Origin of the sequence: Alteromonas sp. MmMcT2-5, assembly GCF_022348315.1 — a bacterium.
Taxonomy (GTDB): domain Bacteria; phylum Pseudomonadota; class Gammaproteobacteria; order Enterobacterales; family Alteromonadaceae; genus Alteromonas; species Alteromonas macleodii.
In genome coordinates this window covers 24,242-49,394 of the sequence record NZ_JAKRFB010000008.1, presented here as the reverse complement: position 1 = coordinate 49,394, position 25,153 = coordinate 24,242, and the positions used below count along the sequence as shown (strand labels likewise).

At 44.4% G+C, this 25,153-nt stretch carries 27 protein-coding genes; 9 read left to right on the top strand and 18 right to left on the bottom strand.

The annotated features are described in order from the left end of the window. Positions 1 to 15 precede the first annotated feature (15 nt). The 8 genes from MHN09_RS06065 to MHN09_RS06030 all read right to left on the bottom strand — a co-directional run bounded on the left by MHN09_RS06065 (position 16) and on the right by MHN09_RS06030 (position 7,478). A complete protein-coding gene (locus MHN09_RS06065; RefSeq protein ID WP_014950526.1) occupies positions 16 to 345 on the bottom strand; it encodes an SMR family transporter in 330 nt (109 codons plus the stop codon). Between the two features lie 28 nt (positions 346 to 373). Beyond that, entirely contained in the window at positions 374 to 970 is a 597-nt protein-coding gene (locus tag MHN09_RS06060) for a hypothetical protein (protein WP_239239619.1), read from the bottom strand. A gap of 125 nt (positions 971 to 1,095) precedes the next feature. After that, positions 1,096 to 2,478 (bottom strand): MFS transporter, encoded by a 1,383-nt coding sequence (locus MHN09_RS06055; RefSeq protein ID WP_331284381.1) that lies wholly within the window; start codon positions 2,476 to 2,478, stop codon positions 1,096 to 1,098. A 19-nt stretch (positions 2,479 to 2,497) separates the two neighbouring features. Next, positions 2,498 to 3,073: a BON domain-containing protein gene (locus tag MHN09_RS06050; protein WP_239239616.1), complete on the bottom strand. Its 576-nt coding sequence runs from the start codon at positions 3,071 to 3,073 to the stop codon at positions 2,498 to 2,500. A 14-nt stretch (positions 3,074 to 3,087) separates the two neighbouring features. Continuing rightward, a complete protein-coding gene (locus MHN09_RS06045) occupies positions 3,088 to 3,684 on the bottom strand; it encodes a phosphoheptose isomerase (RefSeq protein ID WP_014950522.1) in 597 nt (198 codons plus the stop codon). A 177-nt stretch (positions 3,685 to 3,861) separates the two neighbouring features. Beyond that, positions 3,862 to 4,950 carry a glycosyltransferase family 4 protein gene (locus tag MHN09_RS06040; RefSeq protein ID WP_239239613.1) on the bottom strand — a complete coding sequence of 363 codons (1,089 nt, stop codon included), beginning with the start codon at positions 4,948 to 4,950 and terminating at the stop codon, positions 3,862 to 3,864. A 181-nt stretch (positions 4,951 to 5,131) separates the two neighbouring features. Further along, positions 5,132 to 5,473 (bottom strand): YraN family protein, encoded by a 342-nt coding sequence (locus MHN09_RS06035; RefSeq protein ID WP_239239610.1) that lies wholly within the window; start codon positions 5,471 to 5,473, stop codon positions 5,132 to 5,134. Positions 5,474 to 5,477: 4 nt separating this feature from the next. Continuing rightward, positions 5,478 to 7,478 (bottom strand): penicillin-binding protein activator, encoded by a 2,001-nt coding sequence (locus MHN09_RS06030; RefSeq protein WP_075176858.1) that lies wholly within the window; start codon positions 7,476 to 7,478, stop codon positions 5,478 to 5,480. A gap of 141 nt (positions 7,479 to 7,619) precedes the next feature. On the opposite strand from MHN09_RS06030, the gene rsmI reads away from it, so the two are divergent. From rsmI to MHN09_RS06015, 3 genes are all read left to right on the top strand, one after another. Further along, positions 7,620 to 8,456, top strand: a complete 837-nt coding sequence (gene rsmI / locus MHN09_RS06025; protein WP_239239607.1) for a 16S rRNA (cytidine(1402)-2'-O)-methyltransferase — start codon at positions 7,620 to 7,622, stop codon at positions 8,454 to 8,456. 98 nt (positions 8,457 to 8,554) lie between these two features. Continuing rightward, a complete protein-coding gene (locus tag MHN09_RS06020) occupies positions 8,555 to 8,818 on the top strand; it encodes a hypothetical protein (RefSeq protein WP_014950517.1) in 264 nt (87 codons plus the stop codon). A gap of 83 nt (positions 8,819 to 8,901) precedes the next feature. Further along, positions 8,902 to 9,669, top strand: coding sequence for a glycosyltransferase family 2 protein (locus MHN09_RS06015; RefSeq protein WP_061486449.1), 768 nt, complete (start codon positions 8,902 to 8,904; stop codon positions 9,667 to 9,669). Positions 9,670 to 9,760: 91 nt separating this feature from the next. Here the strand turns inward: MHN09_RS06015 and nspC are convergent, their stop codons facing one another. From nspC to MHN09_RS05995, 4 genes are all read right to left on the bottom strand, one after another. After that, a complete protein-coding gene (gene nspC / locus MHN09_RS06010) occupies positions 9,761 to 10,891 on the bottom strand; it encodes a carboxynorspermidine decarboxylase (RefSeq protein WP_239239604.1) in 1,131 nt (376 codons plus the stop codon). 176 nt (positions 10,892 to 11,067) lie between these two features. Continuing rightward, on the bottom strand, positions 11,068 to 12,270 hold the full coding sequence (locus tag MHN09_RS06005; protein ID WP_014950514.1) for a saccharopine dehydrogenase family protein: 1,203 nt from the start codon (positions 12,268 to 12,270) through the stop codon (positions 11,068 to 11,070). A 299-nt stretch (positions 12,271 to 12,569) separates the two neighbouring features. After that, a complete protein-coding gene (locus tag MHN09_RS06000; protein ID WP_039226244.1) occupies positions 12,570 to 12,980 on the bottom strand; it encodes a hypothetical protein in 411 nt (136 codons plus the stop codon). Positions 12,981 to 13,183: 203 nt separating this feature from the next. Next, positions 13,184 to 14,218 (bottom strand): AraC family transcriptional regulator, encoded by a 1,035-nt coding sequence (locus MHN09_RS05995; RefSeq protein ID WP_239239601.1) that lies wholly within the window; start codon positions 14,216 to 14,218, stop codon positions 13,184 to 13,186. 99 nt (positions 14,219 to 14,317) lie between these two features. Between MHN09_RS05995 and MHN09_RS05990 the strand changes: the two genes are divergently transcribed. Both MHN09_RS05990 and MHN09_RS05985 read left to right on the top strand, forming a co-directional pair. Further along, positions 14,318 to 14,746: an SRPBCC family protein gene (locus MHN09_RS05990; protein WP_239239598.1), complete on the top strand. Its 429-nt coding sequence runs from the start codon at positions 14,318 to 14,320 to the stop codon at positions 14,744 to 14,746. Next, positions 14,733 to 15,545, top strand: a complete 813-nt coding sequence (locus tag MHN09_RS05985) for a sterol desaturase family protein (protein ID WP_039226248.1) — start codon at positions 14,733 to 14,735, stop codon at positions 15,543 to 15,545. Before MHN09_RS05990 ends, MHN09_RS05985 begins: the two co-directional genes overlap by 14 nt. Positions 15,546 to 15,622: 77 nt before the next feature. Here MHN09_RS05985 and MHN09_RS05980 read toward each other — a convergent pair whose 3' ends face one another. Together MHN09_RS05980 and MHN09_RS05975 are read right to left on the bottom strand one after the other, a co-directional pair. Continuing rightward, positions 15,623 to 15,868: a DUF4282 domain-containing protein gene (locus tag MHN09_RS05980; protein ID WP_014950508.1), complete on the bottom strand. Its 246-nt coding sequence runs from the start codon at positions 15,866 to 15,868 to the stop codon at positions 15,623 to 15,625. A gap of 172 nt (positions 15,869 to 16,040) precedes the next feature. After that, positions 16,041 to 16,970: a pyridoxal-phosphate dependent enzyme gene (locus MHN09_RS05975; protein WP_049586011.1), complete on the bottom strand. Its 930-nt coding sequence runs from the start codon at positions 16,968 to 16,970 to the stop codon at positions 16,041 to 16,043. 107 nt (positions 16,971 to 17,077) lie between these two features. Here MHN09_RS05975 and MHN09_RS05970 point away from each other — a divergent pair, with 107 nt between their 5' ends. The 3 genes from MHN09_RS05970 to MHN09_RS05960 all read left to right on the top strand — a co-directional run bounded on the left by MHN09_RS05970 (position 17,078) and on the right by MHN09_RS05960 (position 19,207). Then, positions 17,078 to 17,734 carry a chalcone isomerase family protein gene (locus tag MHN09_RS05970; RefSeq protein WP_049586012.1) on the top strand — a complete coding sequence of 219 codons (657 nt, stop codon included), beginning with the start codon at positions 17,078 to 17,080 and terminating at the stop codon, positions 17,732 to 17,734. A 60-nt stretch (positions 17,735 to 17,794) separates the two neighbouring features. Beyond that, entirely contained in the window at positions 17,795 to 18,355 is a 561-nt protein-coding gene (locus tag MHN09_RS05965) for a DUF3833 domain-containing protein (RefSeq protein WP_049586013.1), read from the top strand. 213 nt (positions 18,356 to 18,568) lie between these two features. Further along, entirely contained in the window at positions 18,569 to 19,207 is a 639-nt protein-coding gene (locus MHN09_RS05960) for an RpiB/LacA/LacB family sugar-phosphate isomerase (RefSeq protein ID WP_039226261.1), read from the top strand. A 109-nt stretch (positions 19,208 to 19,316) separates the two neighbouring features. Here the strand turns inward: MHN09_RS05960 and MHN09_RS05955 are convergent, their stop codons facing one another. The 3 genes from MHN09_RS05955 to aceK all read right to left on the bottom strand — a co-directional run bounded on the left by MHN09_RS05955 (position 19,317) and on the right by aceK (position 23,424). Further along, positions 19,317 to 20,717 carry a HAMP domain-containing sensor histidine kinase gene (locus MHN09_RS05955; protein ID WP_049586014.1) on the bottom strand — a complete coding sequence of 467 codons (1,401 nt, stop codon included), beginning with the start codon at positions 20,715 to 20,717 and terminating at the stop codon, positions 19,317 to 19,319. Further along, entirely contained in the window at positions 20,714 to 21,394 is a 681-nt protein-coding gene (locus MHN09_RS05950; protein WP_014950502.1) for a response regulator transcription factor, read from the bottom strand. Before MHN09_RS05950 ends, MHN09_RS05955 begins: the two co-directional genes overlap by 4 nt. 299 nt (positions 21,395 to 21,693) lie before the next feature. After that, positions 21,694 to 23,424, bottom strand: coding sequence for a bifunctional isocitrate dehydrogenase kinase/phosphatase (gene aceK / locus MHN09_RS05945; protein WP_049586015.1), 1,731 nt, complete (start codon positions 23,422 to 23,424; stop codon positions 21,694 to 21,696). Between the two features lie 179 nt (positions 23,425 to 23,603). Here aceK and MHN09_RS05940 point away from each other — a divergent pair, with 179 nt between their 5' ends. After that, complete coding sequence (locus MHN09_RS05940) at positions 23,604 to 24,002, top strand: response regulator (protein WP_014950500.1); 399 nt, start codon at positions 23,604 to 23,606, stop codon at positions 24,000 to 24,002. Positions 24,003 to 24,106: 104 nt separating this feature from the next. On the opposite strand, the gene arsB is transcribed toward MHN09_RS05940, so the two are convergent. Then, entirely contained in the window at positions 24,107 to 25,135 is a 1,029-nt protein-coding gene (arsB, locus tag MHN09_RS05935) for an ACR3 family arsenite efflux transporter (protein ID WP_014980115.1), read from the bottom strand. Positions 25,136 to 25,153: the final 18 nt, after the last annotated feature.

Sequence of the window (25,153 nt, the reverse complement as noted above, 5' to 3'; positions counted from 1 at the left end):
GTGAGTACTTCGTCCCTACTGAAATACAACGGCAGACTTGCTAGTAATTAGCAGCGTACCAGAGATAATCAACATAATACCCAGCACGGCATAAATGTCGAAAGTTTGTTTCCAAAATACCACCGAAGCAGCGGTGATAAGTGCGATTCCCATGCCCGACCAAATGGCGTAGGCGACCCCAATTCCCATATTCTTTAAGACCATGGCAAACAGCATTCCAGATATCGCGTAGAAAAAGATAGCGCCGTACCCAAAAGCCCATTTCTCCCATCCGTTCGACATTTTAAGCAGCATGGTAGCGGTAACTTCGGTGATAACTGCAACTGCTAAAAGTAAATAAGTCATAGTGCATTCCTTTTTAATTAAAGTGAAATTAGTTAGATTTGATTGATTGAAAACGACGTTCAAGGGTGATTAATGACACAATGTAGACAGCGACAATCACAGCCGATATTGCCTCTACCCGTGCATCGGGAAACAAGTACCAGGCGGCGACAATGCCGAAGGTTCTGGTTAGCGTGTGAAAGTAGCCTATCCAGTGTTCGATAGCCCATGATAAAGGCATCCACATCAGGCCTGCGAGAATGCCAATACTCAATGGAACGGTGGTGTGGTCGATGGCTGCAACGGGAAGCGCAATGGCAAATACCATTAGGCTCATGATCATGCCAACGAAGAAAAGACGGTCAAAACTGTTCTTTGCCGCCTTCTTGGCAAAAAATCGCTCACCGGTGAGGTAGGAAAGACCTGCACCGAGGTAGAAGATGGCACCTGTGCCGATATACAGCAACCAGGTTATGGTTAATTCAGATACAAAGGGAGCGCTGATACCAAGCAGAGCCCAAACAACAGTGCCTGCCAGCGGCATGGCAATGAATCGGTTCGTTTTAAAATCTTCCCGCTGCTGTTCCAATGGGATGGAAGCATTCTGAGCGGGAGTTATTGACGAAGCGTGAGATACTTGTTCCATGAGCTTTACCTGATGTAGTAATGTCTATAGGTAAAGTATGCCGAGTTACCTCAGATTGCGTTAGTCACAAACGTCACCAATCGCGTATGACAATTGTCATCAGTTCACTTAATGAAGCCTATTAACTAAGTCTGTCGTGCTTTTTTCGCTTTTCGTTTGTTTAACACTGAATCACCATCTTCCTTAGACAGCATTAAGCTATCGTAAATGCTGACAAGCGCTACTGCAGCCATAAACATCATAGATAGCGTAAACGTTTGTAGGTTTGGCATATTGGCGCTTTGTCCAAGAATGAATGCTGCAGCAGCGATAGCAAGCGCAGAAAGGGTAATACCAAGACCGCGGTTCATTTGCATTAAAATGGCGCCTAGTGTGTTTGCGTCTCGCATTTTATTAGGTGGTACGTCGGCAAAAGCAATGGTGTTTATTAGCGTTAAGTGCATTGAGCGAGTAATACCGTTAACAAATAAAATAACGGCAATAGTAAATGACGATGTGGAGTGATTTATCATCGCGAGCGCCACAAAACCAAGGGCGATGAGCACGCCGTTTACTACAAGCACGCGTTTGAAGCCGAAGGTATTCATGATCCACGTTGTCGCTGGCTTTATCGCTAAGTTTCCAGCAAACAGCCACAGCAACAGTGAGCCGGCTTCTACAGGTGAGTACCCTAATCCAAGCTGGAGCATGAGTGGCACAAGAAACGGTGCACTGCCAAGTGCGACACGCATAACAGAGCCGCCAAACACAGTAAGCCGGAAGGTTTTGTGCTGCATCGCATCGAAAGAAAATAGTGGATTCTTGGCCGTTTTTACGTGTTTGACTGCCAATACCATGAGTACTAAGCCAATAGCGATGATGCCAAGTGGTCGAATAAGCTTGTCGCTGGTACTCGCTAAAAACTCGATCCCCGCCATAAACAGCGCAAAGCCGATACCGGTGAGCAAAAAGCCTTTAATATCGAATTTACCTACATTGCCTTTAATGTTTTTAAGGAGATACAGTGACGCGATGATAGCGATTATGCCCAGTGGAATATTCATATAAAAAATCCACTGCCAGCTGAAATGAGTGGCGATGTAACCGCCTAGCACAGGGCCTAGTAGCGGTGCGCTTAACGCAGGCCAGGTTATAATGGCCACGGTTTTTACCAGCTTTTCCTTTGGCAAGTCCCGCAGAACCACTAATCTTCCCACGGGAACCATCATTGCCCCGCCTAAACCTTGAAGAATGCGAGACAAGGTAAATTCGAATAAGCTGGTACTCAGACCACAAAGTACCGAGGCAAAAGTGAATACGGCAATCGCTGCTACAAATATAGTGCGTGCGCCAAATTTATCGGCTGCGTAACCACTTAATGGAATAAAGAGTGTTACGGCTACCAAGTATGCCGATACACCAATAGATAAGTGGGCTGCCGGCACATTGAAGTCGGCAGCAATGACAGGTAACGCCGTGGTGATAACCGTGGCGTCTAAAATTTCCATAAAGAGTGCCCCTGCAACCAAAAGGGCAGTGGCGAACTCTCTATTGAACAATTTCAAAGGCTCTAACTACGCGCGCGACACCCGTAATATTACGAGCAATATCTACAGCGGCTGTGGCTTCTAAATTGGTTAACCGACCCATCAGGAATACTTCTGAATCTTGAACCACTACCTTAACTTGTAGAGCAGGCACTCGTTCGTCCGCCACGATTTTAGTACGCACTTTTGACGCTAACCACAGGTCGTTGGCTTGTGTGCCTGCACCTATCGCCTCGCCAATTCTAATTTGGTTGTGAATTTTTTTGATATAGCTTACTTCTTGGACGCGGCGCACAGCTTCGTCAACTAAGCCTTGGTTTGGCGCTTGCCCGGTTAGCAACGCTACACCGTTATAAACATCCACTTGAAGGTTAGCCTGCTCTTTAAGCGCATCGCTTTTCGACCATTGATACGACACCGCAGCATCGGCATTTTGGTCATCAAGCTGCGTGCCCACAGTACGTCTGTCATTAGCCACTTTCGCAGCCATGGCGCCTGCAGCTCCAACGGCCACTACACACCCTTGTAATGTAAGAATTAGGGCTAATAAAGAACCCAGTAGTCCCAAATTTTTCACTTGTGTCCTCTTTACTACTCGTCGCCGTGATCGGCAGGGAATAAGCTGTCGTCAATGCATTCACATAAATTGTGAATTACCAGTAAATGAACTTCTTGAATACGCGAAGTGCGGTTTGACGGCACGCGAATTTCAACATCATGTTCACTTAAAAAGCCCGCCATTTCACCGCCGTCTTTGCCAGTAAGCGCGACAATGGTCATATCGCGAGATAATGCCGCTTCCATCGCTGCTATGACGTTACGAGAGTTACCACTGGTTGAAATAGCCAACAGTATATCTCCGGGTTGGCCGAGCGCTCGTACTTGCTTCGCAAATATTTCTTCGAAGTTATAGTCATTCGCAATAGACGTCAGGGTTGAGGTGTCTGTGCTTAATGCGATTGCCGGTAAGCTGGGACGGTCGCGCTCGTAGCGATTGAGCATGTTGGAAGCAAAATGTTGCGCATCACCTGCAGACCCGCCATTACCACAGCTCAGTACTTTATTACCTCTAATTAAGGCTTCAACGATCATGTACGCTGCTTTCTCAATATGCTCTGGCAATATTTCCGATGCCGCTATTTTGGTTTGTATGCTCTCGGTAAAATTCGCTTTTATCTGTTCAATCATGTGTCATCTCTTTGTTTTCACCAAATGGCAGACCATTTAGTGAAATTTTTTGCGCTGCATTACAGCGCCTTGATTTTTGTAATGGCCAGAATCTGAAAGTCAGAGGTTTAAACTGTGGCCTCAGCGCGAGAGAAAAAGGCCTAACGTTTATCGCTCGCGATAATCAACCCGCATTTTCTATTGAAGCGTGCGAAAAAACTCAACCAAGTTTCTTGCTTCATCTTCAACTTTAAAATTTTTCACAACGTGTTCGCGCCCGGCTTTGCCCATTTCTGCAAGTTTGTCCATATCCGAAAGCAGCAAATCCATCTTTTCTGTAACAGCTTGCTGATCTTTAATAGGTACAATATACCCATCAACGCCTGGCCTAATGATGTCTTCCCATGCGCCCGCCTGAGTAGCCAATACCGCAGCTCCAGCACTCATGGCTTCAGGTACAGTTAATCCAAACCCTTCGTTATAGCTAAGTGCACTTACTAATGACAGTGCACTGAAGATTCTAGGAATTTGCTCAAACGGCAATTCACCGGTGAAAACAATTCGGTCGGTTAACCCGGCTTCAGAAATTTTTTCTTTTAGCTCGTTAACAAATTCTTGGTTACTCGAGGATATGGCACCTACAACTACTGCGTTCACGTCAGGGTATTTGGGCAATACTTTGATGCACGCTTCAACAAATAGGTGAACGCCTTTTTGCTCTCTAACTCTGCCCAGAATACCAATGCCGTACTTGCCGCCGTAGCCTAATGCTTGCCAAGCTTCTTGCTTGTTTTCTGCTGGCGTGTAGTTGTCTATTTGCACACCGTGTAGATTTACCTTGGCGGGGGGCTTATTTAAATATTTTGCAGAGCGATTACTCATTGCAATAACCGCATCCATTTTATTGCTTAACCACACCGTAGAAGCCGAACGCTTTCGCTGAGCGGCAGAGCTAAATACAAGCTTTATCTTGGCGCGAAACACGTATTTGAGGATCACACCCTGAATCATCTCGTCAACGCGACGCGCATGAAAAATTCGCCACTTACCATTACTAAGCGGGCGTCGACACATTTTTGCGACCTCCCAAAAAGTAATAGTCATTGATGGGTCTGGAACAAAATGCTTGCCCATTATCCGCAAATTAATCATATGCTTCTGTAGCGATGTTACTTGCAGCATCGTAGACGTTACGCCAGAAAAATTAGAGCTGGAGTTGCCGACTATTAGCTCTATTTCTTGGTTATCAACGCTGCTGGACGAAACCTTGTTGTTGGGATGACTCATTATTTGTGGGAACCTAAGAAACTTTCATCAAACCGATGAAGGGTTGCAAATCATAAGATAAAACAAACGGAATACGTCTGACATAAAGACACTTTCATCAATATCGGCCGCGCTCATCGTTGGCGTACGCTTCTAGTCCTCTTTGGAGAACATCAGTTTAAAAGCTGGATATTGTCAGTCTTTAGCCCACGTTCTTCAACCACTGAAGGTTGTCTCCGTCTATGGCAACAACGTCTATTCGCAGAGAAGTAGACGCTGGATTTAAGCCATTATCTAACAAATAGAAATCAAACGCAGCCTGAATTCGCTGGAGCTTTTTGGCAGTCACAAACTCTAGAGCACTGCCAAACTGATTTCGTCTTCGGTATTTAACTTCAACGCACACTATGGTGCTGCCGTCTTGCATTACAATGTCGAGCTCGCCACGCCGAGTGTGGTAATTTCGACATCGAAGAGTAAGGCCTTGTTCCATCAGATATTTACAGGCCCTGTCTTCTGCTGCACTCCCTTGCAGTGTTGACATAATTTTACTCCGAAAGCATTTGAACTTTTTCGTTACGAATAATTGCCTGAGGCTGTTTGCGTATTACTTCACCTTGTTGATTAAGGGAAAGTGTACCCGTTAACCCTTCGTGTGAAAGATACTTCAGCGTGTTAAGCATGCCTAGCTGAGGCAACAACTGATAGGCATCAAAACCGAACGCAAATAAACGTTTTTGCATAGTATTTTGATTTTGCCAAGCCTGTTCAACCTCCTGCTGAAGAGGTTGCCAACTATGTGAAGGCATTAACCAAGGCATGTCGATAAAGTGCACATTCTGCAGGTCACGCCATTGGTTTTTCCCGCTGTCGTAATCCATTGAACGAGAGGTGGCATACACGGGGACTTGTTTGCCATCGTATGGGTTTAAGCTCGCTTCGATAATGGGGTTAAGCAGTTCTGTGTCTTGAGGTGAGGCAAATGCAACAATGGCATCAATATCACGCCTACTTCGAGGCATGTTGTACACTTCATCATTTGTCATGTACTCAATTTGATTGATACGCTCGTTGCTTTGCGCCACATCTAGCGCCTGTGTAATTCCCTCTCGAAGTGAATTACTGTCGTTAAACGATACCGACGTTATGTTGGCTCGCTGCTTGTTTTCCTGATTGTTGAGTATTCGCCAGTGCTTTTTAAAGGTGTCGTCCATTCGCTGGTACAGACTGCTTTGTGCGGCAATAACGATAGGCGCACGATATCCTTTATTAAAGATAAATTCAGCAAGCTGCTTTGCTTCATCTTCTGGTGCTAGCCCGTAATAATTCAGCGAGGTAGGCAAGCCTAATGAGTGGAGTTCATTTTGTGTGTCATCACCTGCGAGACCTGTACCAGAGGCAAGAGCATCATCGGCTATCGCCGGATTTGACGAACCTGTTGCCAACCCTTTAGCAGACGCATTGTCTGGCAATTCGTCAGGCCTGTTTAATGCAAGTACGTTCACACCAAGCGGCAAACTGGGAATTAAACGTTCAACAGTGTCTTTTAAAAGAGGGCCAATGATGAACTTGGTATCGCCAATTTCGCTGAGTAAATGCTGTGTATCTACTTCGTTGGTGTCGATAAAACGAAGACGAGGTAGAAGGTGTTCATCTTGGCGCTTTTCAACATCGGTGTAATAAGCCGCCATGATGCCATTTTTAACGACTTGTCCTGTGCGAGCTAACCTGCCAGAAAGTGGTAGTAAAACCGCAATATCGTTGGCGCCAGCATCGGTAAGCTGGGTTGCTTCAATTACGTTTTCAGGCAAAGCGTTTTCTAATACATGACCGCGATAAACCTGCTTAAATTGCTGCAGGCTTTTGGCTAATTTTTCCGGTGACGACGCGTTTTCTACGGTTAGTTCGCGAAGAGTAATGAAAGGAGACAGATCGGGATAAGCACTGCCCACTGAATCAAGTGACGATGCAGGAATGGAGGTAATCCACTGCCAAACTTGTTGCACTTTTTCATCGTCAGTAAGATTGGTTTTTAATACGCTATTCGCTGCCGCAGCCAGGTTGCCTTGCTGCGTGAAGAGCTGGGTTTGAAGCTCCGCTTTTTGGAATGCGGTTTCGCCTGTACCGGTTACGCCATCCAACATAGCCAGCAATTCTTCTGCCGAGGCATCAGGCATTCCCGCATAGGCTTTGGTTACCAGAAGGGAGTAATAAGATTGATTTACACCTGAAATACCGTCTTCTTTTACCTCATATAGCACTTGCTGAGCCAAAACGGGCTGTTGATTTTGAAGGTACAGGTCAGCCGCTTGCAGCAACAGCGTATCGCGCTGTTCTTTGTTGCGGGTGCGCTCCCATACTTTTTTTGCTTCAAGGAGTTTGTGCTCAGGCGTGACGTTATCTTCAACCTGTGTGGTTTCAATTGGGGTAGGTTCCACTACCACAGGCTTTGACTGGGTTTTAGGTGTACTTCCACAGCCCGTTAGCACCAATACAGAAGCGACGGCTGATAGCGTAAAGATTTTTCCAGCTTGTCCAATATGACGCACAGTTTCATTCCTTTTACATCGTTATAGGCCAAGTTTATCTTAACCAGTGTGAAAATCTACGCTTGCCAGCATAATCTGGACTAATGGCGTGATACACTTATCGCATATTCTTTAAAAATAACGTAAGACTTAACCACTGTTATGACAGACACCGCCACCTTATATATTGTTCCAACACCTATTGGTAATTTAGACGACATAAGTGCCAGAGCAATACGCGTATTAAGTGAAGTAAGCTGGATCGCTGCCGAGGACACCCGTCACAGCGCTCGACTCTTACAGCACTTTAGCATTGGAACGAAAACTCTTTCTCTGCATGAGCATAACGAAGATAAGCGCACAGCAATGCTTTGTGAGCGTTTAAAGGGCGGCGAGTCGGTAGCATTAATAAGTGATGCGGGAACACCGTTAATCAGCGACCCGGGCTTTGTTTTGGTACGCAAGTGCCGTGAGCAAGGTATTCCGGTTAGCGCTCTGCCGGGCCCATGCGCTGCAATTACAGCATTAAGTGCTTCGGGACTGCCAACAGACAAGTTTATATTTGAAGGATTCCTACCGGTTAAAGTGCAGGCACGTGAAAGCGTGTTGTCAGCGCTAATAGATAGAACGTTCACCACAGTTTACTATGAAGCCCCACGACGAATTTTAGACACCGTTACTGATATACAGCGCGTTTTAGGCGAACGCCAGATTGTTGTAGCGAAAGAGCTATCCAAAACCTTCGAAACCTACGTGAGTGGCAGCGCGCAAGATGTAATTGATTATCTCAATGCGGATGTTGCGCACCAGAAAGGCGAATTCGTCGTCATGATTGGCCCCGCGAAGGTAAGTGACCAGACGATACCTAGTGAGGCAATGTCGTTGCTAAGTGTTTTGTGTGAGCACATGCCGCTTAAAAAGGCCGCGGCGGTGGTCGCCACTCACTATGACTTGAAAAAGAATGCGCTTTATCAAGCTGGGCTAGACGCAAAAGCGTAAACACGTTGTTGATCTTAAGGGCCTTAGGATAAATACAAAGGAGTGTAATTCACGTCAACTGCCCAGTTCAAAAAGGACTGAGGTTTATGGAGGCTCATATGACAAAAACACTCAAAATCACCATGTCAGAAGGAAAATGGTTAGTTGATATATTTTCTCAAGCTAACGACTCAGGTGTTTACGACTTAATCCACCCTAATACCTTTGCGGAAGTTTCTCTTAATGAAGGCGAAATGTACGGCTTTCGTTATAGCCTGCATGGAAAAGCAGGAACGTCATTTAAAATTGAGTTAGATGACGAAGTGCTTGCTGAAGGTGAGATCGACAAATCTGAGGCGGCGTCGGGAAGTGGGGTTGTATAGTCACTAGAACAGTGTTTAGCGATTATTCTGCACGCTTTTATTGTATACTCGCCTGTTTTAGAAGCTCTCTTTAGGATTGAAGTATGCGCCAACCCCTTTCTGTTATTGTTATTACCAAAAACGAAGAAGACCGCATAGCCCGTTGTTTGAAGTCTATCGAAAAAATAGCAGATGAGATTGTTGTTCTTGATAGTGGTAGCACAGATAAAACGGTAGAAATTGTTCACCAATTTACAGACAAAGTGTTTGTTACAGATTGGCAGGGCTTTGGTGTTCAAAAGCAACGAGCTCTGGATAAAGCAACGTGCGATTGGGTGTTATCTCTCGACGCAGATGAAGAAGTGGACGAGCAGCTAGCGTCCACTATCTCAAAACTACTCAAGTCCGAGCCCACTCATAACGCTTACAAATTGCGTTGGCGCAATATTTTCCTTGGAAAAGTTACCAGATTTGGAAGGACTGGCAGGGCACCTACAAGGCTTTTTAAAAGACAAGCGTCACATTTCACCAAAGATATTGTCCATGAAAAAGTGGTACATCAAGGTGAGGCAATTTGTTTGAAAGGTGGCTATCTAAAACATTACTCAGTGCGTGATTTTGAACACTTGCTACATAAAAATCGCGATTACACATGCCTAATGGCGACTAAAAAATTTAAGGCAGGTAAAAAGAGCCATGGGCTTGCGTTGGCATTGTTAAGGTCAATGCTAACCTTTATCCAAATCTATATTTTCCGCTTAGGGATCTTGGATGGAAGTAGAGGATTCCTGTTCGCTGTTTTGTTCGCACAATATCAGTTTAATAAGTACGCAGGCCTTTGGGCGCTAGAACAGACAAAATCGAACTCATAATTTACATTTACGAACCTAAACAAAAAGCCCGTGACGTCAATGTCACGGGCTTTTTTTATAGAGAATAGCTAACTGATTTTTCGTCTCAAGTTTAAGACAAGCGACCTTTAAAGTCTTCGTAGCTAAATTCGCGAACTAGTTCGAAATCGCCGTTAGAACGCAGAATGCCGATAGCAGGATGTTCTACACCGTTGAAGAAGGTGGTTTTTACCATGGTGTAATGCATCATATCCTCAAACTGTAATCGATCGCCGGTCTTAAGCGGCGCATCGAATGAGTAGGTATCAATGACATCGCCAGCAAGGCACGAATTGCCACCTAGCTTCACATTATATGCTTTTTCATCAGGCATACCCGCGCCCAAAATTGTAGGGCGATAAGGCATTTCCAACACATCTGGCATATGTGCAGTAGCTGAAATGTCTAGAATAGCGATATCACCGTCATTTTCTACCATATCAACCACTTCGCAAATTAATGGCCCTGTCTGCCATGCTACCGCAGACCCTGGCTCAAGAATTACGTCTAGGTGTGGGTAACGGGCTTTAAAGTCTTTTAGTGTGTTGATGAGGTGCTCAACATCATACCCTTCACGGGTCATCAGGTGTCCGCCACCTAGGTTTAACCACTTTAATTGACCAAGCCATTTGCCAAAACGCTTTTCAATGGCTTCAAGGGTGCGTGCAGTAGCAAAAGAATCACACTCACAAAGGTTGTGGCAGTGAAAACCTTCAATACCCGATAAGTCTACGCCCTCTAGCTCACTAGCGCGTATGCCTAAGCGCGAACCTGGTGCAGCTGGGTCGTACAGTGGCGTATCGGCTTCTTGATGCTCAGGGTTTATACGAAGGCCTAACGACACGCCTGCTAGCACGTCTTTATGCGCGTTCCACTGGGTCAAACTATTAAAAGACAGGTGATTAACAAGACCCGCCAATTCCTTTGCGTCATTAACCTTGTACGCAGGAGAATATGCGTGAACTTCTTTACCCATCTCTGCAGCAAGTTTCGCTTCCCAAACCGAACTGGCCGTTGCTCCGTGTAAGTACTGTTTGATGATGTCGAAGCAAGACCACATAGAAAAGCCTTTAAGCGCCAAGATAATACGCGCGCCAGATTCGTCTTGAACCCGTTTCATCAGCTCAAGGTTTTTAATTAATTTTGCTTCTTCCAGCACGTAGCAAGGAGAGGGAATATCAGTACGTTGAGTTAAATCGGTCAATGGGATAAAGCTCCAAAAAATAAAACGGCTTTCAACATTTATCAAACGCCTAATGTATTACATTACAGGTCGTAGCTCAAAACTACTCTGTATCCTACATTCCAGTAATCTGATCTATATTTAAATAGTGGCGTTAATAAAAAAGGGCGCTTGAATTAAGCGCCCTGATGTTTCAATTATTTAGTGAAAGGGCTACCTTCACATTCGAGTACGTGCCATGGCAGACCATGCTCGTTAAGCATATCCATGAATGGGTCTGGATCGAATTGTTCCATGTTCCATACACCTGCTTCTTTCCACGTGCCGTTAAGCATAAGCGCTGCGCCAATCATCGCAGGAACACCTGTGGTGTAAGATACTGCTTGCGCGCCTACCTCTTCGTTACATTTCGCGTGGTCACAGTTGTTATAGATAAAGATAGTTTTTTCTTTGCCATCTTTAATACCTGTGATGTAAGTGCCAATGCACGTCATACCGCTATAACCTTCAGCAAGTGAGCCTGGGTTAGGAAGCACGGCTTTCAAGAACTCTAGTGGTACAATCTTCTGGCCTTGGAATTCAACTGGCTCAATGCTAGTCATACCAATACCTTCAAGTACACGCAGGTGGTTAAGGTAAGCATCGCCAAAGGTCATCCAGAAGCGTGCACGCTTAAGGGTAGGGAAGTGCTTAACAATAGACTCTAGCTCTTCGTGGAACATCAGGTAAGATGCGCGAACACCAATGTTTTGATAATCCAGATCTTCACGTACGCTTAACGGATCGGTTTCTTTCCACTCGCCGTTTTCCCAATAGCGACCGCGTTGGGTAATCTCACGAATGTTGATTTCAGGGTTGAAGTTAGTCGCGAAAGCCTGGCCGTGATCGCCGCCATTACAGTCTACGATATCAAGATAGTGGATTTCGTCGAAGTAATGCTTAGCTGCATATGCTGTGTAAACGTTAGTTACACCTGGATCAAAGCCACTGCCAAGAAGGGCCATGATGCCCGCGTCTTTAAACTTGTCTTGGTAAGCCCACTGCCACGAGTATTCAAACTTCGCTTCGTCTTTAGGCTCGTAATTGGCGGTGTCTAGGTAATCAGTATTAGTTGCAAGACATGCATCCATGATTGGAAGGTCTTGATATGGCAACGCAAGGTTGATTACTAGGTCTGGCTTTACTTCGTTGATAAGTGCTTCCACTTCTTTTGCGTTATCAGCATCAACAGCGAAAACACCCTTAACGCGATCTGCACCTACTTCTTGCTGTAGCGCTTCACACTTAGATACCGTGCGGCTTGCTAAGTAAATTTCGTCGAAATGTTGCGGTAAACGTGCACATTTTTTCACAGTTACCGACGCAACACCGCCAGCACCAATAATTAAAACGCGAGACATAATAACTAATCCCTAATTTTGCTAATGAATTTTGGGCTGAATGCTAGCAGACCAATGGGATTTGGCAAGCAAAGACAGCCCATGACAGTACAAAAAATTTTAATCGTAACAACGAATGTAAAAGGTATTGCACACCTACTAGCGGCCTACCTTTCAAAGCCCTCATTATTGACCGTTTATAGTCCACGCCGAGATACGTCGTTCAATAGAAGTTTGAGCTGATACGAGAGCAGACACGTTTTAAAATTAATAACGTGTCTGCAATTCTGCTCGGTTTAAAATATAAAGTCGCTCGAATTTCAGCGGGTAACCGTATCAATTGGTGGCGATATGACTACCTTATCATCAACTTTGTAATAAGGGTAAAGAATCAAACGCTCTTCATGATTTGGTGTAGCAGTGGCTATGGCAATGGCGTCGAGGGTTTTACTGTCTTGGGTATTAACCGCCGCAGCATAAACCAATACGCTGTAGCTGTTTGTGTCGGTGGTGGTATCGATAATTCGCCACTGAAGCTGCTCGATAAGCTGTGACTCTCGCTTTTGACCTTGTGTTTCGTCGTTGAAAATACAACCTACTCGGCCGTTTTCATAGATGGCGGCAAAGGGGTAAAACACATCGCATACGGGTAACATAAGCTCACATAAGCTTAGTGACTTCGACACGAGTACGTTTAATGGCGTTGGCAATGTAACTGGACGGTCGATCATAGCGCATCTCCTGTGAGTTAGCGTTGCTGGACACTTGCTAATACCTACGCTTACTACGTCACATTAGTTTAATATTCACCATTGCGATAGCTAAACATTACCATTTCATACTAAAAGATTAAGAGACTATAGGGCGATTGCTTTTTATCGGTTGTTCTTCAACGCGACTTAATAGTTCGGCGATGAGGAAGTGGACATTAGCTTTAAGGCGCTAAAAGTTGTTTTTGGTATTTCAGTGGTGTTGTTGAGTACCACTTTTTAAAGGCGTGGGTAAATGATGATTGTTCCTGAAACCCCAATAAATCTGCGGTATCAGCGATGGAGTGATGTTTCAGCAAATCATCTAAGCGGGCTTTGCGTTCGCTATTGAGAATTTGTTGAAAACTAGTGCCACTTTGCTTCAATTTTCGCTGTAAGGTGCGCGGACTGATAAAAAGTGCATTGGCTACGCGTTGCTGATCGCAGCCTTTTAAGGTTGGATTGGCTTTTAAAAGCGCAACGACTCTATGACTTATGTCTTCATGCTGATTGGCGTAGAACTGGCTATTGGCAAATTGAACACGGTCGCCGCCTTTGCTCGCCATTAGTTCTTCTTCGGATACTTTTACAAGCGCACTAAACATCGCTTTGTTCTCGCTGGTAAATGGAATATGTAAAAGGTGCTGAGGAAAAATAATGGCGTTGGTGTTGGCGTTATCAACCACCTCACAATTGAACCACATCGCTAGCATGGCTTTTTCCGAATCGCTCAAAGGAAACGTAAAGGTGACGGCATTCAGTTTACAGGCAGAACCTAATATCTTGTAGACGGTTGCTACCCAGGCTGTGGTGTTGCGCAATACCATCTGCTTGCAATCGGCGCTTTTGGGTACCCACTCAACGCGGGTATTGTCAGGTTCGAAAAACACGCTAGTGGTGCCGATGTCAGCGACTAAAGCGTCAAAGCGGGTAAGCGCATTTATGGCTTGAGCCAAGTTTTCGCAGCTTTCAACAAGGTAACCCAGCACCCCGTAATCTTTCGCCTGAATATGTTTACCTAATTCAAAACCAAATAACGAATTGTTGGTTAATGCGACCCCTTGGTTTAACAGCTCAACGTATACATCCATATCAACACGTGAAGAGCCAGACAGTGAGTCATGCTTTTGGGTAGTTAACGAAACATTGTCGGCATTAACGCCTAAGCTAACTAAATAGCTCACCATACTTTGGATATAGGCTGAGGAAACTGATGGCATATGCTTGTCGCAAAATAACAAAAACACTGTCGCATTAACGCAAGATAAAATAGAAATGTCAATTTATGCTAGGAGCCGTCAAAAAAGGAAATAACCTAGATGGTTAACGTTTACTACCAAAAAAATATTGCTGCAACGCCCAAAGAACTGCGCGATACGCTGCTTGAACACCAGAATTTAAGCGATTTTTTCAACGCGTCGTTTAAGGTATTGAAAGCAGAAAATGATAATGAGATTAGCGGCGGAAAGGGCTGCGTAAGAGAAGTCACTATTCTGGGAGTACGCTTTAAAGAAGAAATTGTTCGTGCAGATACCAACGGCATTGAATATAGAGTGGTTGATGACTTTCCAGTCAAAGCTCACAGGGGCGTTATTGCGTTCACGCAGCAGGAAAATTCAACAAACGTTTCTTATCGCATTACCTGTCGGGCGCCCTGGTATATACCAAACTGGTTACTGACACGCCTGTTGCAAAACGATATTGAGCAATGTCTAGATAAGTTAGGAGCACGCTTTGATCCCCGTTGAACTTATTTTGCTAGGGTTAAGCCCCGTATTTCTACTGTGTGTTTTTGTTGAATTTAAGAAAGCGCGACAGTTTTACAATGTAAAAGACAGTGTGAACAATGCCTTACTTGCACTATTGCATCAGGGCTCTGATGCATTGGTCTTGCTTCTACTAATGCCTTTTTTTATTTGGTTACACCAGTTTTCACTATTTAAAATAGAGCTTAGTGCACTATCACTTTTTGCAGGTTTTATCCTTCAAGACTTTTTGTACTACTGGTTTCATCGTGCTTCACACAACATACACTGGTTTTGGCTAGCGCATGTGGTACATCACAGCTCGACAAAAATGAATTTCACAACGGCCTTCAGACAAAGCGTTTTGTACCCTTTTGTCGGCATGTGGCTGTTCTGGGTACCAATGATTCTTATTGGTTTTTCGCCAAGTCTGGTTTTTGCCATTGTCGCTATCAATCTGGCTTATCAGTTTTTTGTACACACTCAGACAATTGGAAACCTAGGCTGGGTAGAGCGTATCTTCAACACGCCTACGCATCACCGTATTCATCACGCAACGAATAAACCATACATCGATAAGAATTACGGTGGCGTACTTATTATATGGGATAAATTATTCGGCACTTTCGCTAAAGAAGACAAAACGATAACGATAAAGTACGGCATTGTAGGAAAAATGCCTGAGGACAATCCTCTTAGCGCTAACTTCAGTCAAATAGGTGTGCTTCGTGAACAGCTTCAGCACGCAAAAGGGATAAAAGCAAAGTTAAAGAGGTTGTTTGGCTATCCTGTCGCAGATTGATACTAATGGTCTTACACAATCAAAGTACTAGATGGATTGCCAGCGCTACCTAGAGAAGCGCTAGCCTTGGTATAGCACTATTCTTTACTAGCAATTTTCTGAAGGTTGCTGTGAATTTTGAAAAGTACGATAAGCAGTTCGCACCATATTCTTGCGCCAATACAGCCAGACACGATAATAAATAGGCCGTATACAAAACTCGCGTCGTACCCTACAAACATCGTTGTGACGCCACTTACCACAGATCCTAAAAGCAATAGCCAGTACACGAAAGTGATAATCTTAGGGGTTAACATTGAGTCGAAGAAGAAAATATCTTTCATAATCATTCCTTGATGAAGTTTGCAGGTAGCAAGCGCTAATGTTTATGCCGCATCCTGCGACAAACTTCTTGTTGTTATCGTTGTTTAGTGTTTAAAAGAATTGTGAGCAAGCTCACAGGGATAGTTGTAACACCGAAAGGTAGTGAGCGCAACACTCTGTTATAAAAGGGTTTTATCTTGCGCCTTGCAAACCGCCTGTGTGCAGTACAACAATGCGTGACCCGTCTTCAAACATACCTTTGGCCAGCATATCTTTAACTGCCCAAAAGGCTTTGCCGGAATAAACAGGCTCGATATCAAAATCGAAAGTATTATTAAAATCGTTGCAGAAGGTTTGAAGCTCATTTGGCGCTTTGGCGTAACCACCGAAGTGGTAGTTGTGTTCAATATGCCAATTTGATCGCCCAAGCGAGGCTGGAAGAAATTGTTCGACTAATCCTTCTAAGTAGTCTTCACCCTTCAGCACGCCAACACCGACAGCGTTGCAACCAGTGTGATGGAGAGTGTCTTTCGCATTATTTTCATTACGTTTATTTAATGCACTGACTATTCCCGCCAAAGTGGCTCCACTAGCGACAGGAGCGACAATAAAATCAAAGTCTATGTCGATTTCATCAACCATGTCCTTTATCCCTTGAAGCGCTTGTGCTTGGCTTCCGCCCTCAGGAATGATCATCGCGTCAGGTTGCTGCTGCTTAAGATGAAGTAGATATGCGCTATCGCTTCGCTTTTTGTAAGTGACTCGGTCTACATAGTCGATACGGGTGCCCCAACTTTTCAAATCCTCAATCATGGGTGTAGGTGCAGCGCTGTAGTCACCGCGAATAACGGCGTTAAAAGGAATGCCCAATTTATAACAAACAAAGCCTAGTGCATGCAGGTGGTTAGAAAAACCGCCGCCGAAACTCACTATCGTTTTTGGCAACGGGCTGGTGAGCGCATGACTTAGCTTTCGCCATTTATTACCTGACATTACAGGGTGAATAGCATCATCACGTTTAACAAATAGCGATACCTTGCTGGCACCTTCCCAATTTGGCTTAAATGGGATTAGCGGTGAGGGCAGGGTTAATGACGATTTAAATGCATCAAGGGGAAGCACAACGAGAGCCTAGTGTCAGTTGATCAAATGTGTGAAGGCAAGAGTATAACCAGATAGAAATTCAATAAAAGACCTGTAATGTTTATTACGCTAATAAGAGCATAGTTATGGTTATCAAAATGTATGGCCTATTTCGCCAGTTGAGAGCTAAATCCTTACCAATGCGCCCAGAAAGTGCCAGTGGTGTGTGGGGATATTCGATGTATAGCGCTAGCATGGCTGCGAAGATGTTTTCCATCATGCTTTTTGTTTCGATATCTACAAGCGGGCTAATTATGTCAAAGAATGCGGTTGCGCAAGAGCCAGATGTTAAGTACATCAGTAATTATGTTCCCAATGCAAAGCTCGTTGGAAAAGGAATGTTCTCTTACTACTTCTGGGATGTGTATACCGGTGAGCTTTATGCGCCTGAAGGTGAATACGCCAACCAGCCCCCCTTTGCACTAAAGTTAACGTACCAGCGAGACTTGGAAGGCAAGAAAATTGCCCAGCGTTCTATTGATGAAATGAAAAAGCAAGGATACCTATCGGCTGATGATTCAGACAAGTGGCTTTCCCTAATGAATAGTATCTTTCCTGACGTCAGCGAGGGCGACGTCATTACCGGTATCGCTACGAAAGATGGCAGGAGTGTGTTTTACGTGAACGGTGAAAAGGCTGATGAAATTGAAGACAAAGTATTTACACAGCGTTTTTTTGATATCTGGCTAAGCGATAAAACGTCTGAGCCAAAATTTAGAAAGAAGTTATTGGGAAACGGATAAGGGCAACGCTTTATTAGCATTACGCCAAGTCTATCTCGTCAATTGATTAAGGTTGCGAAAGTGATAAAGAATACGGTGAAGTTTGTTTTAGGAATCGGAATTGCCACTTTAACGGTGGCAGGGCTATCCGGATGCTCTGTTTCAGTCGATGGTGAAGACTACAGATCTGTATCGCCTGTTTTCGATATTGAGCAATTTTTTGATGGGAACGTTAAAGCCTGGGGCATTGTTCAGAACCGCTCGGGCGAGGTGGTGCAAAGGTTCGTAGTAGACATCGATGGTTCAGTAGATGGCGATACGTTAACCCTTGATGAATCCTTTAATTACGGTGTGGGCGACGGTCCAACGTCCCGTACTTGGACCATCGTAAAGCAGAGTGATAATAGCTATGTGGGTCGCGCGAGTGACATTGATGGTCCAGCCAAAGGCACAAGCTTTGGCAACGCATTTAACTTTCATTACGAGATGGATTTGCCGGTGGATGACACTACCTATTCAGTGACGTTTGACGATTGGTTTTGGGCATTTGACGACAGTACTATGATGAACCGTTCGTATATTCGTAAGTTTGGCATTGTGATGGCAGAAGTCACCATATTTATGCAAAAACAAACAGACTAATACGCCATTAACCTCGTTTTTTGAAAAATGCTGGCCAGTAGATTTACTGGTCAGTGAGTTGTTACTCGTCAGCCCTCCATCTTCATATATTTCCGTTTTCGTTTCACATTTGAAACTAATCGACATTTACTTTGGCATTACCCGTGAGGTGGCATTTCGTTCCATGCTAATGTAAGCGTTTAATTCGTTATTTTTCTTTGCTTAGGAGCGTTCATGAAAGTTGCATTGATGATGGAAAACAGTCAGGCGGCTAAGAATCCGGTAATATTAAATGAGCTCACAAGCGTGGCGGACTCACTGGGACACGCTGTATTCAATGTGGGTATGAACAGCGAAACTGATCACCATCTTACCTATGTGCACTTAGGCATAATGGGAGCTATTCTACTCAACTCAAAAGCTGTCGATTTTGTGATTTCAGGCTGTGGTACGGGTCAAGGGGCTATGATGTCATTGAATGCTCATCCAGGCGTATTTTGCGGTTATTGTATCGACCCTTCAGATGCATTTTTGTTTAACCAAGTTAACAATGGAAATGCGTTAGCGTTACCTTTTGCAAAAGGCTTTGGATGGGGCGCTGAACTTAATGCGCGTTATATCTTTGAGAAAGCGTTAACAGGCGAGCGTGGCGCGGGCTATCCCGTTGAACGTAAAGAACCTCAAGTACGAAACGCTGGTATTCTCGCAGATTTGAAACGTGCGTTGGCTCCAGAGAGCTACGTCGATTCACTGAAAAAAATGGACGTTGAACTGGTTAAAACAGCCGTATCTGGAGAGCGTTTCCAGCAGTGTCTATTTGACCACGGTCAAGATGAAGAGATTAAAGCGTACGTGAAGTCGCTGTTAGCGTAAGCGACTGGCACAAATCACAACGTTGAAAATGTAGGATAAAAACGCTGATGCTAAGAAGAAAGCGTCAGCGTTTTTTTATTTTTTGTCGACAAAAACAATAGTCCAAAGCTTAACGCTTAAACGTAAATACCACACCTAACCCGTGCCCTTTAACTAGCGGGTCGTGAATAAACCAAATGTGGCCGTCGTGTAACTTCACAATGGCAGACACAAGCGATAAGCCCAACCCATTTCCCTTACTGGTTCTACTGCCGTCTGCCCGATAAAATCGGCGCTCCAGATTCACAATTTCATGTTCACCCACGCCAATTCCCGCATCGTTCACGGCAATCACGATATGACTTGCTGTGGTAGAGAGCTGTACGGTGACCACACTTTTTTCATTAGAGTACTTTATGGCGTTGTCTAACACGTTAGCTACAGCTTGAAATAGCAGGTTAGGATCGGCAAGCATTGTAACTGCAACGAGCTCGCTCGAAAGGGTAATGTCGCGCTCTTCTGCAAGGGGGTGATAAAGGTCAACCACGTCCTCTACGATGGCGCGTACGTCAGTGGAACAAAAGCCTTCTTTCTTATTGGTGGTTTCAAGCCCACTTATGCGTAACAAGCTGTTAAACATGTTTAACAGGTTGTCGGCTTCTTGGGTTGTATCTTCCCTTAGTTGAGTGTCTTCGATTTTTTCTAGCGTGTTGCGAAGTCGAGATAACGGAGTGCGAAGGTCATGGGCGATGCTATCGGTCACTGACTTTATATTGTTGACTGAACTCTCGATAGTATCGAGCATTTGATTAAACACAAATGACAAACTGCTCAGGTCGTCCCAATTACTGTCAATTTCTAAACGCTCTTGCAAGTTTCCCGTTTTGATAATTTTATCCGCCGTTTGCGACATGCGGTTAATTCGATTAACCACGTAAACAGCAATAGCGAAGCTCAGCACACTCAAGGTACAAAGCAACACCACAATGATCCAGCTGAACGTTTTACCAAACCACTGTGCGCTGTATAAATCGTCAATGCCACGACCAACGTAAAGCACGTGATCGCCAAGGGTTACTTCTCTCATAAGTACTTGGCGCAGCGTTTTTCTCGTTGTGCTATTGGGGCGGGTGATAACTATTTCTGCGGTAGCAAAACTGGCACCTTTGTGGCGCTCAAGAACAAGGGGAATTGACGACAGATTGCCAGCCACTACTTGTTCATCTTTACTCAGTGCAACAAATGAACGTAGGTGGTCGGAGGCTGAGGTGATTGTTGAGCCATTTGGCGAATGTTGGCCATTGTCTTTGGCTATCGCTAACTTAACCGCCTCAATACCGAGGTTTTCATAAAAAGTAATCAGAGCGTTTGTTTTGGCATTAACGGCAGCATTCGATTCCGAAATAAACAAGTCGCTGCTCGTTAATCGCCAAAAATAAACAATTAAAACAATGGCAATACAAGCTAGAGTAGTGAGCAATACGCCTACGCGAAAACTTGAACTACGCGTAAAGTCGCGTATTGCTATCATGCAAGTCCATCCGCTATTCGATATCCTGTGCCTCGCACAGTCTCTATAAGCGGGACATTAAACGCCTTATCCACTTTTTGACGCAAGCGGCTAATGTGAACATCTATCACATTCGTTTGCGGGTCAAAATGATAGTTCCAAACCTGCTCAAGCAGCATGCTTCGCGTCACGACTTTACCCTTGTGACGGAGCAGGCATTCAAGCAATTGAAATTCTTTAGACTGCAGGTCGATCTCTTGATCGCCGCGCAATACTTTGCGGTTAACCAGATCTAGAGTGAGGTCGCCTACTTTTATCAGCGTCTTGTCTTCACCTTCTTTGTTACGACCTGCAAGGCCCTCAACGCGAGCAAGTAACTCTTCAAAGGCAAAAGGCTTAGTTAAATAATCATTAGCGCCTGTGCGAAGGCCTTTGACCTTGTCTTCAACCTGACTTTTTGCACTCAGTAATAAAACGGGCGTTGTGTTGCCTTCTTCGCGAAGTTTTTCTAAAACAGAAAAACCGTCGAGTTCGGGCAGCATCACATCCAGAATTACGGCGTCTAATTCGTTACTTGACGCCTGTTGGTAGCCTGATGTTCCATCACCTACAGTAATACATTCATGCCCTTCACCCAATAGTCCATTTGCAATGTGCGAGGCAACCTTTGGATCATCTTCTACAAGTAGCACTTTCATTATTACGCTTCTTTTGTTTATCAACATTCACACACTTGTTTGGCGTTGCTGTCGCCATTATGTGGCGATTAATCGTCAGCAAGCAAAATCAAGCAGTCGCAAAGCAGTATCGCTTTCACATGCTTTTACGAGTGTTAAGTAACGAAACGATCACTTTTAAGCTTTTTCGCATGTAGCGACAATCTGTTCAGGTGTCTAGTGCTCTAGAGGGCGCATGCACAGTGCTTTGGCTTGCTCTACACTATTGAACTACACTGGGGCCCCGGTCAACGTGCATCTTGATCAAACACTTAACTTAGTTAGCCTCTGTCAAAACGCATGCTGGCGTTGTAAGGCGTGAAGTGTTGAACATCGCCTCGTGCACATTTTTCCTGAACTTCGTGCCAATATTCAGGGGTCATCAAATCACCGTGCAACGATTTAAGTATATCTTTGAACTTGCGTTTACCTACAATGAAGTGCTCAAACTGCTCGGGGAATACGTCGTTAGGCGCTACCGAGAGCGTATCAATAGCATAAGGATCGTCAGATTTCGGCAGGGATCTAAAATTGCGCTCATTCATTAAACAAATTTCATCATAGTCGTAGAAAATAACGCGGCCATGACGGGTAATACCGAAGTTTTTATGTAGCATGTCGCCAGGAAATATGTTGGCCATAGCAATTTGCTTAATGCACAGTCCAAGCTCATCTAATGCACGGGTAATTTTCTCTTCATCTGTTTCTTCTTGTAGATACAGATTAAGCGGCGTCATTTTCCGTTCAATGTACATGTGTTTAATGATGAGTTCAGATTCAGTGAATTCTAGGCTCGATGCACACGTTTCTTTCAATTCTTCAATAAGTTCAGGCTCAATTCTGTCTAGCGGAAACCTGAAGTTTACGTACTCGTGGGTATCTGCCATTCGACCCACACGGTCTGACATTTTCACTAACTTATAGCATTCTTTAACGTGTTCACGCGTGATTTTTTTACTCTCTGCAAACTCGTCTTTAATAATCTTAAACACCACGCCATAAGAGGGCAGATGAAAAACCATCATGACCAGGCCTCGAATGCCCGGGGCCGCCTCAAATTTGTCGTCTGACTCGTCCATGTGCTGCAAGAAGTTGCGATAGAACACTGTTTTACCGTGCTTATAGTGTCCCATTGCCATATAAAGCTCAAAGTGCTTTTTATTAGGGAGAAGCTCTTGAAGAAAGGCGGCAACTTCCGCAGGATTTTGAGTGTCAGCCATAAAGTAGCTGCGAGCAAAACCGAAAATAACGCTTAAGTCTTTGCGATCAGTTAACAGCGCATCCACAAACATATGGGGTTCGTTATAGCGTCGCATGGCGATAACAAACGGCAGCGTTTCGTCGGGCATGCAAATTCGCCCAATCAGGTAAGCGGCTTTTCCTCTAAAAAACGTAGGCTTAAGGATTTCCACAGCTTGAACGCTGGCTAGCTGCTCCTTATTCAACCGAGCGCGAAGCGCGCTTTCAAGGTTCTGTAGGTCTCGCTCGAAGTTTTCAAATGGAATGTTGTATCGATATATCTTAAAAATTGACTCGTACATTTCACGCACCGTGGTGGTGGTGTCGAAGCTGTTAATCACTTTGTCTCTGTCTTGCCCGGGTAAGAAACAGCGGCTGGGCAAGACAAACATCATATCGTTATCGATTTTTCTATGTTTAAACAAGCGACCAATTACAGAGTTGTAAAAGGTTTCGGCTAGCTCAAACTGCGGGTGGCCTTCTAGCTGTAAAGCAAATACTTTCTTAAGCTCTTGCCAGAAAGCGTCGTCTTTTTGATGTACTTGAGTTAGCTGATAAATTTCGGCAACAGCGTCTGACAGGCTTTGCTCGTAAATGGTTATTCGCTCTTTAGAGGCAAGCTGAGTTTCTTTCCAATTTCCCTTTTCGAACCTTTCTTGAGCGCCACGAGTGATGCGGGTGAACCATCGATAACTCTTATCGAAATGAGACAAAATTTGATAGGCAACTTTTCTTACCAAACTCTTATCTTGGCTAGTAGCTAACTCTTGCATGGTCGTGTGTTCCTTATTTTGTTACTCGCTATATCTACCACAAAATAGATAGCTTGAAGAGTGAAGTTTGGCGCAGATAGCGATTAAGTTACCAATTATCAGACACTTTTTTGTTTTATTATACTTTCGTTTAATGTATTCTGTTGACGGATTAATAACCAATTATAAGTTTGTATTTGATGGGTTTTAATATTCTTATTTGTGATGACTCGGCGCTGGCGCGAAAAATGGCGAGAAGCAATTTGCCAGATGGCTTTGCTGAAACTATTTACGAAGTGTCAAATGGTATGGACGCGTTGGAAGTATTGGCTCATCACACAATAGACTTGGTTTTACTGGACCTGACCATGCCTGTTCTTGGTGGCATCAGTGTGTTGAGTGAAATAAAACGCCGTCAGCTAGAAACGTTTGTTATCGTCGTGTCTGGTGATATTCAGCCAATGATGCAAGAAAAAGTAATGTCTTTAGGTGCACTGGGCTTTATTGAAAAGCCGATAAAACGGGACGTACTAACGTCAGTTTTGCAGCGCTTTGGCTTTATTCTTCCCGATACTTACAAACCAGCGATTGCGGTTTAAGATTTTAACGACTTATAAAGAGCGTTGTAAAAAGCGTTGATAAAGGTTGATGAGAAAAATTGATGAAAAGGGGCGAACTGCGGTTCGCCCTTTTTCATATGCGCTTAGTCAAACCAGTGGCGCGTTTTGTTCGCAAACCACACTAGCGAAAGCATAACGGGCACTTCAACTAATACACCCACCACAGTGGCAAGTGCTGCGCCGCTGTGTAAACCAAATAGCGAAATAGCGACGGCTACCGCCAATTCAAAAAAGTTAGACGTACCAATCATACATGCCGGTGCTGCAACATTATGCGGCAGTTTCATACGTTTTGCCGCAAAGTAAGCAATGGCAAAAATACCGTAAGTTTGTATTAGTAGCGGTATCGCGATAAGCACGATGTCTTGCGGCTGCGATAAAATAGTTTCGGCCTGAAGACCAAACAAAATAACAATAGTGAGTAGCAGGCCGATAACTGAAAAGGGTTTGAACTTGCTAACCAATGCGTCAACAGCGCCATTTCCTTGTGCGTTATTGCCTTTATTTTCCAAGTGACGACGCGTGATATAACCCGCGACCAATGGCAATACAACATACAGTGCAACAGAAAGCAGCAGGGTATCCCATGGTACGGTTATATCTGTTACGCCCAGCAGCATGGCGGTAAGCGGTGCAAAGGCAACGACCATAATCAAGTCATTAATTGATACCTGGACTAACGTGTAGTTAGCATCCCCTTTGGTAAGGTGACTCCACACAAATACCATCGCTGTGCATGGAGCGACGCCCAGTAGGATCATGCCGGCAATGTACTCAGTGGCCGTTTGCGGATCTACCCAGTCGGCAAAAATGCCCTTAAAAAATAGCCAACCCAATAGTGCCATAGTGAAGGGCTTTATCAGCCAGTTAATCACCAAGGTCAGTACAAGGCCTTTCGGCTTTTTACCCACGTCTTTAATTGAGCCAAAGTCTATTTGTACCATCATTGGGTAAATCATTAGCCAAATAAGTACTGCCACTATCAGGTTTACGTGTGCATATTCAAGCGCCGCAATAGACGCAAATACACCCGGCATGGCATAGCCTAGGCCCACCCCTGCAACAATGCAAAGGCCAACCCACACTGATAAATAACGTTCAAAGAAACCCATTCTGATTCACCTTTGTCT